Source organism: Streptococcus pseudopneumoniae (assembly GCF_001068775.1).
Classification (GTDB): Bacteria; Bacillota; Bacilli; order Lactobacillales; family Streptococcaceae; genus Streptococcus; species Streptococcus pseudopneumoniae_N.
Genome location: NZ_JWAJ01000075.1, coordinates 1 through 17481 on the forward strand (window position 1 = coordinate 1; position 17481 = coordinate 17481).

At 37.6% G+C, this 17481-nt stretch carries 17 protein-coding genes; 7 read left to right on the forward strand and 10 right to left on the reverse strand.

Annotation, left to right across the window (positions count from 1 at the left end; translation table 11 throughout):
- Both ADF68_RS02680 and ADF68_RS02685 read right to left on the reverse strand, forming a co-directional pair.
- Positions 1–336: transcriptional regulator (locus tag ADF68_RS02680; protein ID WP_049548525.1), on the reverse strand; the 336-nt coding region annotated here is incomplete at its 3' end.
- 401 nt (positions 337–737) lie between these two features.
- Positions 738–1064, reverse strand: a complete 327-nt coding sequence (locus ADF68_RS02685) for a helix-turn-helix domain-containing protein (protein WP_042901951.1) — start codon at positions 1062–1064, stop codon at positions 738–740.
- Positions 1065–1251: 187 nt separating this feature from the next.
- Here ADF68_RS02685 and ADF68_RS02690 point away from each other — a divergent pair, with 187 nt between their 5' ends.
- Genes ADF68_RS02690 through ADF68_RS02710 form a run of 5 tightly spaced genes read left to right on the forward strand, consistent with a single transcriptional unit; the run spans position 1252 to position 5168 of the window.
- Entirely contained in the window at positions 1252–2106 is an 855-nt protein-coding gene (locus ADF68_RS02690; protein WP_239665527.1) for an excalibur calcium-binding domain-containing protein, read from the forward strand.
- Positions 2084–2536 (forward strand): thioredoxin domain-containing protein, encoded by a 453-nt coding sequence (locus ADF68_RS02695; protein ID WP_239665528.1) that lies wholly within the window; start codon positions 2084–2086, stop codon positions 2534–2536. Before ADF68_RS02690 ends, ADF68_RS02695 begins: the two co-directional genes overlap by 23 nt.
- 3 nt (positions 2537–2539) lie before the next feature.
- The gene (locus tag ADF68_RS02700) at positions 2540–3334 is read left to right on the forward strand and encodes a hypothetical protein (RefSeq protein WP_049548526.1); all 795 of its coding nucleotides are present in this window, start codon (positions 2540–2542) and stop codon (positions 3332–3334) included.
- Positions 3335–3344: 10 nt separating this feature from the next.
- The gene (locus ADF68_RS02705; protein ID WP_049548527.1) at positions 3345–4082 is read left to right on the forward strand and encodes a hypothetical protein; all 738 of its coding nucleotides are present in this window, start codon (positions 3345–3347) and stop codon (positions 4080–4082) included.
- A 6-nt stretch (positions 4083–4088) separates the two neighbouring features.
- Positions 4089–5168, forward strand: coding sequence for a DUF6287 domain-containing protein (locus tag ADF68_RS02710; protein WP_049548528.1), 1080 nt, complete (start codon positions 4089–4091; stop codon positions 5166–5168).
- 721 nt (positions 5169–5889) lie between these two features.
- On the opposite strand, the gene ADF68_RS02715 is transcribed toward ADF68_RS02710, so the two are convergent.
- Both ADF68_RS02715 and ADF68_RS02720 read right to left on the reverse strand, forming a co-directional pair.
- On the reverse strand, positions 5890–7431 hold the full coding sequence (locus ADF68_RS02715) for a DNA primase family protein (protein ID WP_049548529.1): 1542 nt from the start codon (positions 7429–7431) through the stop codon (positions 5890–5892).
- 128 nt (positions 7432–7559) lie between these two features.
- A complete protein-coding gene (locus ADF68_RS02720) occupies positions 7560–7847 on the reverse strand; it encodes a hypothetical protein (protein ID WP_065426685.1) in 288 nt (95 codons plus the stop codon).
- Between the two features lie 182 nt (positions 7848–8029).
- Between ADF68_RS02720 and ADF68_RS02725 the strand changes: the two genes are divergently transcribed.
- Positions 8030–8569, forward strand: a complete 540-nt coding sequence (locus tag ADF68_RS02725) for a helix-turn-helix domain-containing protein (protein ID WP_049548531.1) — start codon at positions 8030–8032, stop codon at positions 8567–8569.
- Positions 8570–8624: 55 nt separating this feature from the next.
- Entirely contained in the window at positions 8625–9788 is a 1164-nt protein-coding gene (locus tag ADF68_RS02730; RefSeq protein WP_049548532.1) for a tyrosine-type recombinase/integrase, read from the forward strand.
- A 95-nt stretch (positions 9789–9883) separates the two neighbouring features.
- On the opposite strand, the gene rpsD is transcribed toward ADF68_RS02730, so the two are convergent.
- The 6 genes from rpsD to ADF68_RS02760 form a co-directional block, all read right to left on the reverse strand.
- On the reverse strand, positions 9884–10495 hold the full coding sequence (gene rpsD / locus ADF68_RS02735) for a 30S ribosomal protein S4 (RefSeq protein WP_000092756.1): 612 nt from the start codon (positions 10493–10495) through the stop codon (positions 9884–9886).
- Positions 10496–10696: 201 nt separating this feature from the next.
- The gene (locus ADF68_RS02740) at positions 10697–11731 is read right to left on the reverse strand and encodes a sensor histidine kinase (RefSeq protein ID WP_049548533.1); all 1035 of its coding nucleotides are present in this window, start codon (positions 11729–11731) and stop codon (positions 10697–10699) included.
- Complete coding sequence (locus ADF68_RS02745; protein WP_049548534.1) at positions 11728–12426, reverse strand: response regulator transcription factor; 699 nt, start codon at positions 12424–12426, stop codon at positions 11728–11730. The genes ADF68_RS02740 and ADF68_RS02745 overlap by 4 nt, the downstream gene beginning before the upstream one ends.
- A gap of 123 nt (positions 12427–12549) precedes the next feature.
- Positions 12550–15261 (reverse strand): SSURE domain-containing protein, encoded by a 2712-nt coding sequence (locus ADF68_RS02750; RefSeq protein ID WP_049548535.1) that lies wholly within the window; start codon positions 15259–15261, stop codon positions 12550–12552.
- A gap of 156 nt (positions 15262–15417) precedes the next feature.
- Complete coding sequence (locus ADF68_RS02755) at positions 15418–16083, reverse strand: potassium channel family protein (RefSeq protein ID WP_049548536.1); 666 nt, start codon at positions 16081–16083, stop codon at positions 15418–15420.
- A 13-nt stretch (positions 16084–16096) separates the two neighbouring features.
- A complete protein-coding gene (locus ADF68_RS02760) occupies positions 16097–17476 on the reverse strand; it encodes a TrkH family potassium uptake protein (RefSeq protein WP_049548537.1) in 1380 nt (459 codons plus the stop codon).
- Between the last annotated feature and the right edge of the window lie 5 nt (positions 17477–17481).

Genomic DNA, 17481 nt, shown 5'->3' on the forward strand with positions numbered 1-17481 from the left:
CAATTCATGAAGGGCGTAGTAATCATCCAGCCACAATCCTCCTTCTGGTAGGCGATGGCTAATTTCCCCTACTTCTTCATAGGCCATACGGTCCAGGCGACGTTTTTGACTCTCTTGTTTTCTGACGCTATCTAGGATTCGATTGCGGAATTTTGTTTTGAAGTAGACGTAGAGTTTCTTTTCCTCTTCCACTAATTCTGGATGGGCCTCAAGGAGTTCATAGAGACAGATCAGTCCTTCTTGGTCCCAATCCTCTTTTTCCCACAGGTGGAGATAGTAATCTTTTCGACATCTATGGACAATTCCTTTTACCTTCTCATAATACTTTTCAAGCATTTGCTTTCCCCCTTTCTCTGCTTGTAGTATAGCAGAGAAAGGGGGAAAGAAGGGCTTTGGTTTCTGTCTTGTGTTTTTGAGTCTGTAATGTTATCGATTATAAGTTTGTAATTCACGTAAAGTTAGCTAGTTTTTCATAATCTAATTTTAAGACAAAGCAAAAAGCCCACTGTTGTAGGCTTTCTGTAAGACATTTCTTAAAATTAAAGCATTTTGTTGTAGAATAGATTTTATATAAGTTATACTTCATCATACTTTATAAAAGTTGATTCCATCAAGTTTTTATAATTCCTTCATTAAATAGAGTAAATTAAACTTCACTCAATGGTAGACAAATTAGAGTACAAATTTCAAAATTGATGAGTTCAGCAGGCAAGCAGAAAGTACCGTTTAGGTGCTTTTTAGTTTTCCTGACTTAATTCCAATATTTCTATCACCTTTTGAACAATTTCCCTATGCTGTGGGTACTTTTGAACTTTTAATAGAAGCTCTGTCATCTCTGTATCTTGTACTACCGAATAAGGTAAGAAAAAATCGCTTAATGGAATATCTAAAGCATCTACAATCTTGATAAAAGTTTCTAAAGATATATTCCTATGCCCATTCTCTATTTGACTAATATAAGGAACGCTTAAATTTGTTCTTTCTGCTAATTCTTGTTGTGTAATCTTCTTTGAAACTCGTAAATCTCGGATTTGATTACTTATAGTTTCTAGTATATCATTCATCCTATTGACCTCTGTGTTAAATCTACTATCTATCTTATAGATTAAACAATCTGGTTTACACTCTCTATAGTTAAATTTTGTAGAAAAACTTATTCTATAGTTTAACTTTGTGTGATATAATTATAACTATAGGGAAATAATATTTTAATTTATTTAATTAAAGTTAAAACACAGGAGATTTATAAAAGTGAATAAGAGATTTATAAGAATAATTAAGAAACTTAAAGAACTGAACAAAGACGTTAAAATAGCAGGTGGTATTGCATTACTGTTTATCCTCTTTATGTTTTTTACACTAATAATTACACATGAAAGCAAGCCATCACAAGTCGACAATAAAAACAGTAGTTCCGTAACACAAACTTCACAAGTTAAACAGTCTAGTTCATCTTCCTCTACTTCATCTTCCAGTAGTGAAACTAACTCTAAAATAGAGAAATGGTCTCCAACTGGACATATAGCTGTGGATGCTTACTTAAACACACCTCAAATCAAAGTCATCCTACGAGCCAAAGCACTAAGAGAGGTAGAATATAAACACTCTAACACAGATAAAATCTATGAAGTTGAAGCTGAAGTAATTGGGATTGAAGAAAAAGACGAATATCGTGAGTACAACATAACAGGTAAGAAGCTCCTAATGCGTACACCTAAATCACTAGCTGTGAAAATAAATGAACTTATGGTCTATACAGGAAACACAGTATCTATAGAAAAATATGGTTCAATTGGTAAAGGTTCATTAGTAATCAGTGAAGTGAGAAAAACAGAGAAAGCACAAGAAGAGGAAAAAGCAAGCATCGAAGCCTCAAAATCAAAAGAGGAAGAAAACAAATCATCTTCACAAGAAAAAGAACAAGTTCCATCTGACACTACAACCACTCCTACACAATCGTCTACAACTGCTCCACAATCAAATTTAAGACCTTTTAAAAACTGTAGGGAAGCACGTAAAGCAGGACGTGTAAACATACCTGCTAGCGACCCACAATATGGTCCATGGTTAGATAGAGATAAAGATGGATACGGATGTGATGAATAGCAAAAAAAATCTTATTCTACTATTACTACTACTTATTGTAATTACCACATTCACAGCATGTTTGACTACTAAGCCACAGACAAATTACCAGACAACTGTGAACAAGCTACAAAAGATAAGTTTAGAGAAAGTAGAACAGAAAATACAACAGCAAGAAACTTTTTACCTATATACAGGGAGGGAAAGTTGTCCTTACTGCCAAGAGTTTGCTCCAAAACTAGCAAAAGCAGTCGATAAAACTAAGAGAACTGTGTATTACTTGGATAGTGAGCATATAGACAAGTCTAGTTGGAATAACTTCAAAAAAATCGTAGGATTCAAAACAATCCCTAATCTCACTTACTTCACAAATGGTACAGTATATGACATATTACCGAAAGCAAGTCAAGCCAGTGTTGAAGTGATTGAATCATTTATAAGAAAGGAATAAATAATGAACCAAGAAAAAATTTCTAAATATATTGTAGGTTTTCTAGTGATATTTACTTTATTATTTGGATTATTTGCTTATATTGCAATAAGCTATGGTAATCAACAATATGTGAAAGATACGGAACGTGTTACTAAGCTAGTTGAAGCACTAGAAAATAACACAACAAATATAAAACAAAATATAACGTTAGAGGAAGCTTTGAAGCTTGTTTCTGATGATAGTGAATTGTCATCTGTTAAAAAGGAAATTAAATACCTAGAAGATAGATATCCAAACGACCACGAGTACAAAATTAGTAGTTTGTCCTCCCGTGTAAACGAAGTGGAATTAAAACTTAATAAACAAATCGAAAAGATTAAAGAAGAAAAAGAGCGGCAAGAACGGGAAGAACGGGAAAAACAGAAAAAATTGAAAGAGGAATCTGAGAAAAAATCTAAAGAATCTGAGAAAAAATCTAATGAAGAAAACAGAAAAGTAGATTTAGATGCTTTCTATAATGCAATTCAAGAAGGTGTAGATAAAGTAAATACGCAATTAGGAGCAAATATGCTTGAAATGGAAAAAATATCTGTAACACCTGGCATCAGAATCATTCTCACAGAAAATAATGCTTCGTATTCAAACAAAGAACTTAGAGCAATTATCAGTGCATTAAACAAATCTTTATATAAAATTGCCAAATCCCACGGAGTAAATAGCCCTAGATTCTATTACACTCTCAGTGGGGAAGAAGTCGCTGTAAATCGTTATGTAATGGCACCTGATGAAGTTAAGTTTTCTGGAATATTAAAATAGGAGAGTACTAATGAACATAGGGAAAATAATTAAAATAACTGAAGATACTATTTATATAGGTTATGAGGATGGAAGTTTAAAGGAAATTGCTATTGAAACTTGTGACTTTGAACCTAGTATAGGGGATTATGTAGAAGTTTATGAAGGTGTTGTCATAAAAGTCGACATCAACAAAAACAACATAGAGAAAAAGAACCAATATAAAAAAATAGGAATTATAGTCACTCTACTATTACTGTTTGTAATTATTGTTATAAGTTTTATAAATACTAAAGAACAAATTTCAAACAATCAAACAACTTCAAGTTCAACATCAAAACAAATTTCATCATCCAAAAAAAGTAGCTCTACCTCTTCATCTTCCTTAAAGGAAAGTAGTTCCAGTTCATCATCCTCAGTACCATCAAAACCTAAGATTACTGTAGATAATGATAAAGCAAATTATGGTGAAGTAGACTATAACAAGTGGAATCATGATGAAATAGCCGTAGATACTAAAGTAAGAGTATATGGTAAAGTTTTACAAGCTATGGAAGATGGGAAAGCCTATACACTGCGTGTAGCCATAAATGATGACTATGATAAAATTATTTTGGTTTCTATTCCTTCTGAATACAACAATAGAGTTATAGCCGAAGATGACCATATAACATTGTACGGACTAGTAAAAGGAAGACAAAGTTATGAAACGGTCTTTAAATCCACAAAAACACTACCTCTCATGGTTGCCTATATGTACGAGAACTAATACTACATGAAAAATAAAAAACATAACCAAATTATTCACGTTTCAGAAACACATATTATCATTCGACTCCACACAAACGAGACTCTAAATGTTCCTATCAATGAGTTAACTTTTCATCCTAAAGTAAATGATATTGTTGAAGTTTACCAAAATCAGAATCACGTAGTAGTTTGTCCTCTACCACAGAACAACAAGCTTTGGATTCTTATATCCTCAATTACACTTCTACTTCTTATCATTATAGGAGCTACTTTTTTATTCTTTAGACATTCAGATAGGAATATAGAAACCGTAGATAGTCACTCTTCACAACAAATCTCATCTACTACTTCTAGTTCCTCTGCATCATCCAGCTCTTCTTCCAGCACATCTACTACAAGCTCTAGCTCAAATGAAGATACTATCATAGATACGACAGCCGAAGAGCTTCGAGAAATGGAGAATGATGGTAGATTAAAGACTGGTCAACGATACCGCTTCACAGCAGAACTAACACGCCAAAAGTTTTGGGAAGCATACGTAGGACACTTTAAAGCTCTAAATACATACCATACTATTTGGGTAAAAGCTAGTAATGCTCCTATGACTGGTGTACAAGTACAAATTAAGAAATCTATGATTGAGGGATGGCAAGAAGGAGCGACCGTTACTTTCACAGTCAAAATCATGGAAGACTCTGAAAAATTTCAATTCTGGGTTGCTACTGATGCCACACTTATCACGACTCCCACAGAAGAAAAGCAAACAGAAACTGAGCCACTAAAACTTGACTCACAGGCTATTTTACAAGGAGATTACTCAAGTATAGCTGGTACGTGGAGGAACGGATTTGGAGAAGAAATAAAATTTGATAAAAGTGGTTTAGTAAATGGTGAAATAATTACAATTCCAACAATTGGGAACCAAGGTGTCATCAGTTTTAGTATGAGATTAGATTCTGTAAAAGGTGGCATCATGATTTACCCGCCTAAATCTACTGTCATTACTAGGAGTGGTGACAGTTCGGATAAAAACCAAATTAGAATTATGGTCATAAAAGATGCACCCCGCTCTAGTAAAGAAGCTTACTATTACATAGGTAAATAAATCGTTCTTACATACAGTAGTAACCTGTAAGCACTTGATTATATAACGTATGCAAAATCCCTGCAATTACTCATTGCAGGGATTTTGTATATCCGTTATATCACATGAACCTCCTTCAGAAAATTCCACATTACTAACATATTTTTGATATAGAGAGTTAATCGGTGAACAGCAAAATTCACATACATCCTTTACTATTCTATTTTTTAATCGACCCTTAGAAATCCCATTATCACGCGCATTACTAACCACAAACATAGAGAGAGAAATTGATACTATTGTACAGTAAAAACTGATAGCTGAATCAAGTCAACACTACAAAAACATGAAATCCTATAATGTAAAACCTCTTTAAATAGCTATTTTTATTCTCTATTTTATCTCACAAGCATACGCCTTTATGCCGTGAAAGCAAATTGACAGTAAGTAGGCACAAAGTACGCTAAGAACGTCTCAGACGAAAGGCTTTAGTTTTTCGGATGGACAGTTCATTTGTACGAGAGTGCCTTGTTTCTTGCTGTCAATTAGACCATGGAATAAATTAGGCGTGTTTGGTACTTAACAAAGTGTTTCACTCCTTTGCCTTCGCTCGTGGCGGGCTAGTCGTTCACACTTTGTATATCTCCAGAATGATACACTTGATACACTAATTTCTAACTTCTTAGAATAAATAAAACAAATAAAATTGAAAATAGAAATGAAATTTACTGTTTCAAGTGTATCAAGAGCATGACTTCATTACATACCCTTTATATCTCTTTGTAGAATCCAAATTAAAAGACTCAGAATGAATAAAATAAACAGAATCACCCTCATCAAAATCTTTACAAGTAGATAATGTTGGCTTAAATACCCAGTCTGATGGAAGTGCATCTTTTAATTCTTTGTGAAAGGCTTCCTTAGTTTCTCGTTCTAAACCATTTCCTTCACAGAATTGTTCATATGCCCATAGCATAAATGAATTCGGCAAGAAAGTAGATTTCACACGACTAAACAGATAAGATGAAAACTGTTCAACACTTGTCATAGACTTCCCATGAATTTCCTTGATAGCAGGGTGGTGACTGATATCCTTGAATCCATCACTGATATCATATTCTAATGCATTCTTCAATACATATTCTAATACATCCTGACGTTTTAGATAAACCTGCTTTATTTCTCTCTTGTAACCATCTTTGTTAAATTCAGAAACGAAGGGAAGTATGAAAGTTCTTCTTGCTATAGCTTCTTTGTCTCCTTGAATCTTAATCAATCGATTAGATGATTGAACAATCACAGGAGTAAGTCGAGCAGAATAGGCCTGTTTGCCTTTCTTTTCGATTGTGACAATATCATGAGTAACTAGAGAAAACATAGTAGAAGGGTCTGTTACCACCTTATCAATAGGATTATCATCTCCAATAACCAGATGTTTACCTATTAACTGTGAAGTGGCAAAACGGTTTCTGCCATCTAATTCAATTAGTTTCATGGAGGCTGTATTTCTCCTACCTACTAAGTTAATTAACAACTCTTGGAAACTACCCTTACCTGTTCCTCCTTTTCCAATCAGCCAAATAATTCTCTCATCAGCATAACCACGTATCACTGCCAAAATTGTTTGCCATGCTAAGTGAATTAGTTCAGCATCATTATTAAACAGTTCAGTTAACCAAGAATCAATAGACCAATCACCTAATACTGGAGAAGTTGCTTCTGGATTATAATTTACTTGTACTTTATGTGTAAACACAATTGAAGGACTGTATTTCATTCCATACCGATGATAAGTATCATAAATACAATTCCCTAACGCTACGTAACGTAAACCTTGGTATATACTTACATTTTTACAGTTACAACTTAGTGCACAAATAATCTCGGATATATCAGCACTTCTAAAAGAAGGTTCTAATCTTCTTACTAATTTAGTAACTATATCCCAAGCAGGTTGATAAATCCCCTCTTTTGGATTGTACACAAATAAGCTACCTTCACCAGTATCCTCTATTTCAGCTATAGTAACCACAATGAGATGAGCCATTAAAAAGTCTGCCATAATATGAAACGGAGGTTTTCTCTTTTTCAGCTTCTCTTTTTCTGAAACATCTATGTGAGGGATAGAATCAATTACCTCATTTTTAAATATTCGCCATTCTTCCTTATATTTATCTATTGGAGTAGAGTTATCAAAAGCTTGAATAGCGCTCTCAGGGTAAGTTTCAAAATCATAGTCCAATTCTAACACAGAATCCTTTGGTTTAATTTTAATTATTGACATATTTATGTTCCTTCCGTTTATAAATAGTGTATTTGAGCGATTGAATTTGTAATTCAACATGGCGACCACTTCCTATGTATTTCAAGTAAGCATAGGAAGTTTCAACTATATTTCTTCACATAGTATAGTTACTCCCTTCTAGTAATTGAAAGGAACTTCATAACATCTGATTTCTTATAGAAGACTTTACGAGTTCCTTCTATTGGTGGACAGTATCGGATTAACCCTAAACGCTCCCACTCATGCAGAGTTACTAAACTAATACCTAGTTCTTTGATTAACTCTTTTTGTTGTATCAAGCCAAACGAGTCACTGTGAGATGAAAGCACTGCGTGTGATAGGTAATCTTTTATTAAAGATTCAATCTTTCTCAACAATGCTAGTTCTGCTTCTTGCGATAGTAATCCTTGTGTCATACTATATATGTCTACCTTCTTTCTTTCTTATTTATGCAAAACCGTTTTCACACCTCATTACAGCCTGCCTTTTTACCTAGGTTATTAAACCTTGGTTATGTTTTAGATTTTATCAGTTTTTAATTTACATGTCAAGAGTTTTTTGATAAAATATTACTAAAGTTATTAAACGGAGGTTAAAAATGATAGGAGCTTATCTAAAAAAATATCGTAAGGAAGCAAACATAACTACCAAGAAACTTGCTGAATCACTAAACGTATCTCAATCCTACATCTCACAAATCGAAAATGACAAAAAGATTCCCAGTGTAGACAGTCTATATGAGATTGCACTTAACATTGCTCAACACGCCATAAAGGAACAGTGTCAAAGAGACGGACTAGATTCTGTTGGTTTCTATGCAGAATCCCAAACTTCAGCTAGTTCTTATATCGATGACATAATTAGCCATGTCAACATGGATTCAATTCACAATGATAAAGAGAAGCAACTTTTAAAGGATTTAATCGAACTAAGGAATAGCAAATCCTTGTTCTCAACATTAAGAACATACAAAGACATTAGTCAAGATATTATCAATGGAGAAAATATTAAGATTAACCTTGATTATATCTTTAGAAAAAATGTAAAAATAACTATTAATGGTCAAGCACTCACAACTGAGGACTTAACCGCTCTACAAATACTAATTGACGGTATTCGTTCTAGACACAAATCATAATATCTATTTTCATAACCTCTTACAGCTTGCCTGCTGATGTTAGAAAGGTTAAAAAATGAAAATAGCAGAAATAAAGAAACAAAATGGTAGCACTGTATATCGTTCTAGAGTATATCTTGGTATAGATTCACAAACTGGAAAAAGAATACAGGCTAATCTAACCGCTAGAACTAAAACTGAATTGAAGAAAAAAGCTCAATTAGCTAAAGCTGATTTCCAAAATAATGGTTTTAGTAAGAAAGAGAACATTCCACTAACAAGCTATGAAGAAGTAGCTCAATTATGGTGGGAAAGCTATCAACACACAGTAAAACCAAACACACAAGATTCTGTAAAGCGACTACTATCTAACCATGTGATTCCTTTATTTGGGTCTTATAAGCTAGATAAATTAACTACCCCTACTATTCAGCGTATTGTTAATCAACTAGCTCTACGCGCTAACAAAAGAGAAGACGGAGCATTTCTGCACTATGATAAAATTCACGCGCTAAATAAACGTATCCTACAATATGCTGTCACAATGCAAATTATTGATATAAATCCAGCCCGTGAAGTCATTCTTCCTCGTAAAATAAAAAAAGGGAGAACAAAAGTTAAGCACTTTAATAACTTAGAGTTAAAGCAATTCCTCAGTTATTTAGAAGAGGCTGACTTAGCAATATACAGAAATATCTATGAAATTACTTTGTATAAGTTTCTTCTTGCTACTGGTTGCCGTATTAACGAAGCCTTAGCTCTACATTGGTCAGATATTGACCTGCATAATGCGACTGTGAATATCACAAAAACACTAAATCATTTAGGTGAGATTAACAGTCCAAAGTCTGAGGCAAGTTATCGTACAATTGATATTGATGCACAAACTATAGAGGTCTTAAAAGTGTATCAAAAAAGACAAAGACAAGAAGCTTGGAAACTTGGTCGAACTGAAACTATTGTCTTCTCAGATTTTATACATAAATACCCAAACAATAAAACACTAGCAACTCGTTTAAACACACGTTTCAAACATGCTGGTGTACCTAATATTGGATTCCACGGTTTTAGGCACACACACGCTAGTTTATTGCTTAACTCTGGAATACCCTACAAGGAACTTCAGCACCGTTTAGGTCATTCCACATTGGCTATGACCATGGACACTTACAGTCATCTCTCCAAAGAAAAAGCAAAAACAGCCGTCTCATTTTATGAGAAAGCTGTTCGTTCATTATGAGTGATGACAAAAATGATGACAAACCCAGAAATCAACGTTTTAAGACAAAGCAAAAAGCCCACTGTTGTAGGCTTTTTGTAAAACAAATCTTAAAATTAAAGCATTTTGTTGTAGAATTCAACGACAAGTGCTTCGTTGATTTCTGGGTTGATTTCATCGCGTTCTGGCAAGCGAGTCAATGAACCTTCCAATTTTTCAGCATCGAATGATACGAATGCTGGACGTCCAAGAGTTGCTTCTACTGCTTCAAGGATAGCTGGAACTTTCAATGATTTTTCACGAACTGAGATCACTTGACCTGGAGTTACACGGTATGATGGGATATCAACGCGTTTTCCGTCAACAAGGATATGGCCGTGGTTTACGAATTGACGAGCTTGACGACGAGTAGTCGCAAGACCAAGACGGTAAACAACGTTATCCAAACGACGTTCCAAAAGAAGCATGAAGTTGAAACCTAGGATTCCGCCTTTGATTTTTGTAGCTTGTACGAACAAGTTACGGAATTGTTTTTCACCTACACCGTAAGTGAAACGAAGTTTTTGTTTTTCAGCCAATTGCAAACCGTATTCTGACAATTTAGAACGGTTGTTTGGTCCGTGTTGTCCTGGTACATAGTTACGACGTGCCAATTCTTTACCTGTACCTGTAAGTGAAAGGCCAAGGCGACGAGCTTGTTTCCAAGATGGTCCTGTATAACGTGACATGTGAATGTCCTCCTGATATAAATAATATTTCGGTGGAAATAGTCACTTAGAAAGCCCTGATTCGTGCAGATGCCCTTCGCCTAAACAGCCAAGGTTACTTATCATAAGACACCTGTTGACGAGCTTCATGCTTTCCTGCTGATATTTCACACAAAGGATATTGTACCATGAATGGTTAGATTTGTAAAGGGGTTTTAAGCTTTATTTTAGATTGAGAAGGAGGGTAAAGGTGCTTCCTAGTCCGTACTGGCTACTGACTGTAATTTCCCCACCCAATTGATGGGCCAATTCACGCGCAATCGCAAGTCCTAATCCATGACCACCTGTTTTCATATTGCGCGAAGTTTCGACACGATAAAGGCGTTTGAAAATATTCTCCAAATCCTCTGGGGCAATCCCCTGCCCCTCATCCGTCACACTGATTGAAAGCTGGTTCTTCTCCAGCTTAGCCACCACTTCCAGCTTGGTTCCTGTAGCCGAGTATTTAAAAGCGTTATTGACCAGATTTACCAAGATACGAGAAAGTTTAGCATAATCTCCTTCAATCCGGGCAGACTCTGGGACTACCTGCAAGTGAACATCTCGCTCCTCCTGCTCAATCAAGAACTGAAATTCACTCATACACTCAATCAAGAGCTGATCCAGAAAAATGCTGTCTTTACTAGTCGTCTCCGCCTGATTGCTAGCTGTGTTTAAAGTCAAAAAATTCAACTCTTCAACCAGTTTATTGAGTCTTTCCGTCTGACGCCCAATGGTTGCTAGATAATGGTCCTGTTCTCCTTCCTTGATAACCCCATCCAAAATCCCTTCTACCGTCGCTTGAATCGAAGTAATGGGGGTCTTAATATCATGCGACAACTGTGCAATCATCAAGCCCTTTTCTCGTTCGCTTTCTTCCAAGGAATCAAAGGTCGCCTGCAAATCATGGGACATTTCATTAAAAGCTTGGCCTAATTGTTGAAATTCTACAGGGCCTTGAACCTCCAGATTGGAAGGAAAGTCCTTGTCTGCTACCCGCTTAGCATGTTCCTTAAGTTTGCTCAACGAAGTAAAGACAGGCGATAGGAGAAAGAGACTAATCCCAGCACCGACAAAACTAGCCATGAGAGTCATCCCCACTAGGAAATAAATTTCTCTTTCTTCAATTAACATTCGCTGGATGGCCCAAAAGACCACGATAATCGTTAGGAGTGTTGAAATGACATACCCCACTAAAATGTAACTTTTTAATTTCATTGACTCCCTCGTGCTTTCTCAATTTTGTAGCCCAAGCCCCAGACGGTTTTGATGTTGGGCGTTTCTGCACTGGCATGTTTAGCCAACTCCTGTCGAAGAGCATGAATATGAACATTTAAGGTATTGGTATCATCCACATAGTCTTCTTGCCAGACCTTTTCATAGAGATCTGTCTTAGAGAAAACTCGCTTTGGATTGCTGGCTAAAATCCATAAAAGCTCGAAGGATTTGACTGTCAAATCAAGTGCTACATCTCCTACTTGAGCCTCATGACTACCGTGATTCATTCGTAAATCCCCGAGACTGACAACCTCTATCTCACCCCCACGATGAAGGCGACGCAAGATATTGTGGACACGTAAAACAAGCTCACGAGGACTAAATGGCTTGGCAATAAAGTCATCTGCCCCCAGGCTTAGGCCGTAAATCTTGTCCTGCTCGCTTGTCTTAGCCGTAATAAATAGAAAAGGCTGATCTGGAGATTGATACTGAACCTCACTAATCAAATCATAACCATCCATCCGAGGCATCATGATATCTGTAATAATCAAATCAATCGATTTTCGATTGAAGATTTCCAAGGCCTCTACTCCATCATGAGCCACCAAAACCTGATACCCTGCCTGAACCAGATAGCGTTGATGAATATCTGTGATTTCTACCTCGTCGTCAACGAGTAAAATGGTCTTTCCCATCTGTCTCTCCTTTGAAAAAAACAGTGCTATACTACAATAGTATAACACTATTTTAATCACTTTACGAACATTCTAAACCATATCTGGATTTTTCAAATCCTGGATAGAAAGTCTGTAACTGGACTAGTCATTCTCCTCTTTTTTAGCTTTCAAACTGAGGCCACCTAACAGTCCGGCCAAGGCGAGTCCAAGGAAGCCAATAGGAGCCATTGATGTTTGGGCTTCACCAGTATATGGAAGCATGTCTTTTTGGTCTTTCATTTGATCAGCCATCATTGGACTTGATACCTTGTTATTAGATGCCATCTTGCCTTCATCAGACATTTTACTTGAGGCTGCTGGATCTTGATCTTGTTTCATGCTTGGTGTTGCCATAGGCTGACTAGCATTCATGGTTTTGTCCTGCTCTTTGTTAGGCATCATCTTATCCTGACTAGCAGCTGGCATTTTAGATTTCATATCATCTTGATTGACACTAGGCATTTGAGCGTTCATCTTAGACGCATCTTGATGACTATTCATCATTGGAGCCGGCATAGCTGAACCATTAGAAGATGGGACGAAACCTGACTGCATCTGAGTAAGAGACTGATGTCCATTCAAGTTTACTGTCAAATCCTTAGTCGCTACAAGGTTGCTCAAATCGGCCTTGCCGTCTTTGGCACCGTACACTTTGATGGTTGCCTTGTAGCTTTGTGTACCATTTTGTTTCAACAAGTCAAGAAGCTCTTTATCTGATTTACCTTGAGTACCTGCCAAGTCCACTTCGTAGAAGTAGAGGCCTTTGCCCAATTTCTCTACTGGTGGGAGAGCAGGATTTTTAGCCGAACCATTGTCTGACCATGGAGCTTTGTCGGAGGCTTTCAAGATAAGGCGAGTTAACATACCGTCACCAGCAAAGAATTCATATGGAATGACTTGGTTGACACCAGCTGTGAATGGGCCAGGGAAGTTGGCTTTATCCAAGTAAGTGGCTGGAACATCTACTGTGTCTTTAGTGTTGTCGGCCACACCTTTTTGTACTTCAGCTGGAGTAGTCAAGCCATTCAAGTTGACATCCAAATCTTTAGTCGCTACGAGGTTGCTCAAATCAGCCTTGCCGTCTTTAGCACCGTACACCTTGATAGTAGCTTTATAGCTTTGTGTACTATTTTGTTTCAAGAAGTCAAGAAGCTCTTTGTCTGATTTTCCTTGAGTACCTGCCAAATCTACTTCATAGAAGTAAAGGCCTTTGCCCAATTTTTCTACTGGTGGAAGGGCCGGATTTTTAGCTGAACCGTTGTCTGACCATGGAGCTTTGTCTGAGGCCTTCAAGATAAGGCGAGTCAACATACCATCACCGGCGAAGAATTCATATGGGATGACTTGGTTGACACCGGCTGTGAATGGGCCAGGGAAATTCGCTTTATCCAAGTAAGTGGCTGGGACATCTACTATGTCTTTGGTATTGTCGGCTACGCCTTTTTGCACTTCAGCTGGAGAAGTCAAGCCATTCAAGTTTACTGTCAAATCCTTAGTCGCTACAAGGTTGCTCAAATCGGCCTTGCCATCTTTTGCACCGTACACTTTAATAGTAGCTTTATAACTTTGAGTGCCGTTTTGTTTCAAGAAATCAAGAAGCTCTTTATCAGATTTTCCTTGAGTGCCGGCCAAATCCACTTCATAGAAGTAGAGGTCTTTGCCCAATTTCTCTACTGGTGGAAGAGCGGGGTTTTTAGCTGAACCGTTGTCTGACCATGGGGCCTTGTCAGTAGCTTTCAAGATAAGGCGGGTCAACATACCATCACCTGCGAAGAATTCGTATGGAATAACTTGATTGACACCGGCTGTGAATGGACCTGGGAAGTTGGCTTTGTCCAAGTAAGTTGCTGGGACATCTACTGTGTCTTTGGTATTGTCTGCCACACCTTTTCGAACTTCAGCTGGAGTAGTCAAACCATTCAAGTTGACATCCAAATCCTTAGTCGCTACTAGATTACTCAAATCAGCCTTGCCGTCTTTCGAACCGTACACTTTGATAGTTGCTTTATAGCTTTGCGTACCATTTTGTTTTAAGAGGTCTAGAAGCTCTTTATCTGATTTACCTTGGGTACCTGCCAAATCCACTTCATAGAAGTAAAGGCCTTTGCCCAAGTTTTCTACTGGTGGAAGGGCAGGATTTTTAGCTGAACCGTTGTCTGACCACGGAGCTTTGTCTGAGGCTTTCAAGATAAGACGAGTCAACATACCGTCACCGGCGAAGAATTCATATGGAATGACTTGGTTGACGCCAGCTGTGAATGGACCTGGGAAGTTGGCTTTGTCCAAGTAAGTTGCTGGGACATCTACTGTGTCTTTAGTGTTGTCGGCCACGCCCTTTTGCACTTCAGCTGGAGTGGTTGCTGGTTGAGCTTCATTTGCTTCACGGTCTTGTCCAGAAACTGTAGGCGCAGGATTTGTCGCAGGTTTAACCGCATCCTCTGTTTCTTTCTTAGATTCTGGTTTTGCTTGCACTTCTTCTTTTGGCGCTACCACTTGGTCTTTATCAGCTACATTCACTTTTTCTGGAGAGCTTGTAGTATCCAAGCTTGCTTTAGGTGCTGAGTCTGCCTGTTCTGAAGGAAGAGCAGTATCGACTGCTTCTTTGAGAAGTTCTACTGGTAAGTCACTCTTTTCACTCACCGAAGTAGCATCTGGCCCAACTTGAGCCGGGGTTGGATTGACCACATCGGCACGTACAGAACTTGGTTGACCAACTAGGACAAAGAAGCCACTAGCCACAACAACTGAGGCAACACCGACACTAAGACGGCGGATAGACCAACGAGTATATCTCTGATTTGGATTGAATTTCATAGGATTCTCCTTAGAGTTTTTCTTTATTTGATGACTCTAGTATAATCTCCTAAAATTAAAAAGGATTAAGAAAAAGTTAAAATTTTTCTTAAATCCCTCTTATAAATTACTTATATTGACTCAATAGTCGTTGAAAAAAGAATAGTCATTCCTCTTCTACTCACTAAGGCTTGCTAGGGTATCCAAATATTGGTTATTAATCACCGCCATGATATAGGTATCCGGTTTTAATAAATCATTTGGTCCAAACTGTACATCTAAGGGAGCATTTTCGTAGTCACGAAAACCGAGGATATTGAGATTGTATCGTCCTCGAAGGTCTAGTTGACTAAGACTCTGCCCTGTCCAGGACTGTGGAATTTTCATCTCGACAATTGAGACATTCTTGTCCAACTGAAAGACATCTACACTGTTATTAAAGAGAATCGTCTGTGCCAACGAACGACCCATCTCAAACTCTGGTGAAATGACTGAATCTGCACCGATTTTTTCAAGGACTTTTTTTGCTGTATGACTTTTAACCTTAGCAATAATAGTCGGTACCCCTAGACTCTTGCAATGCATGACTGCAAGAACACTAGACTCTAGATTTTCACCAGTTGCGACGACTACGGTATCGCAGGTATCAATTCCAGCCGATAGCAAGAGGTCCTCATCTGTTATATCTCCAACAACACCACGCACCAAGACTGGTTCAAATTGATTGATTCGTTCCTCATGGTTGTCAATAGCGATAATATTTACATCATGCTTGGCGAGAGCAGCCAGAACACTACTCCCAAAAATACCCAAGCCTAAAATTCCGATTGTCCGATCTGACATAGTTTATCCTTTCTTATCCTATGGTAATATCTGCTTTCATATAGTGGATCATATCTTTCTTATCTGGTCGATACTCAGCCAAACTAACTAATAGCGTCAGAGGTCCGATTCGCCCAATAAACATCAGTAGCATGATGACACTAAGCGCTAGCTTACCTAACTCTGGTGTCAAATTAGCAGTTACTCCAACCGTGGCAAGCGCTGAAATAGTTTCAAACATCAGGTAGATAAATTTCGGATTCCCTTCTGCTGTTATTCCTAGTAAAATCAAGCCAACCAGAAAAGTCAATAAAAAAATAATGAAGACACTGAATGATTTTTGGACTGTCCGAGGTTCAATCGTTCTCCGAGCTACATTGGCATGGGGTAATCCTAAAAGTTCACTGCGTGCAAATACTAATAATACAAAGAAGGTTGTGATTTTAAGCCCCCCGGCTGTTCCTCCAGGTGCCCCACCCAGAAACATCTGCAAAATATAGATCATCAAGGTAACAGGTCTAGCCTGAGTAAAATCAATAGAAGCAAAACCGGCTGTTCTCATGCTGACAGTTTGGAAGAAACTAACCAGCAATTTATCAGGGAAGCTGAGATTGCCAATCGTTCCCGAATTGTTCCACTCTATCAAGAGGGTTGAAACTGTTCCAGCAAATAAAATCCCCGCTGTTAAGAAGAGGACTAGCTTAGTATGGAAACGAAGACGACGCTTTTTCTTCTTTCCTAATTGGGTAGCCAAGTCGAACCAAACCATGAAACCTAGACCACCCGTAATAATCAATCCTGCAATCACTAAATTAATCAATGGGTCTGTCTGAAAGGCTAGCAAACTCGTGCTACCAAAATTATCAAATCCAGCATTACAGAAAGCTGAAATAGCTACGAAAATGGAAGTAAAAATCCCCCGTCCCCAACCAAACTCGGGGACAAAACGAAAACTTAGCAGAAAGGCTCCGAATCCTTCTACTAGAAAAGTCGTCACGAAGATGGAACGTAGAAAATCCCTCAGAGACTGGGTTTCTTCGAAGCTAAAGCTCTCCAGAATCGTTTCTCGACCTCGAAGACTGAGTTTTTGCTTGCCCTGGATATAGAAAATTCCGATAAAGGTCATGAGACCCAAACCACCAATCTGAATCAAGAACATACAGATCAGCTGCCCCCAGACATTGTAGGTCGAAGCGACAGGTAAGGTAAAAAGTCCTGTCACACAGACCATAGATACGGCTGTAAATAAATGATCAAAGTAACCGGCATGAGATGTTGGAGATTGTGCAAATGGCAGACTCAAAAGGAGAGACCCCAAGAGAATAACCAAAGCAAAACTTAAAAAGATTCTCCGAGCGGGTGATAAACGTCCTAGAATGGTATTTATTTTTTCAACAATTGATTTTAATAACATAGCTA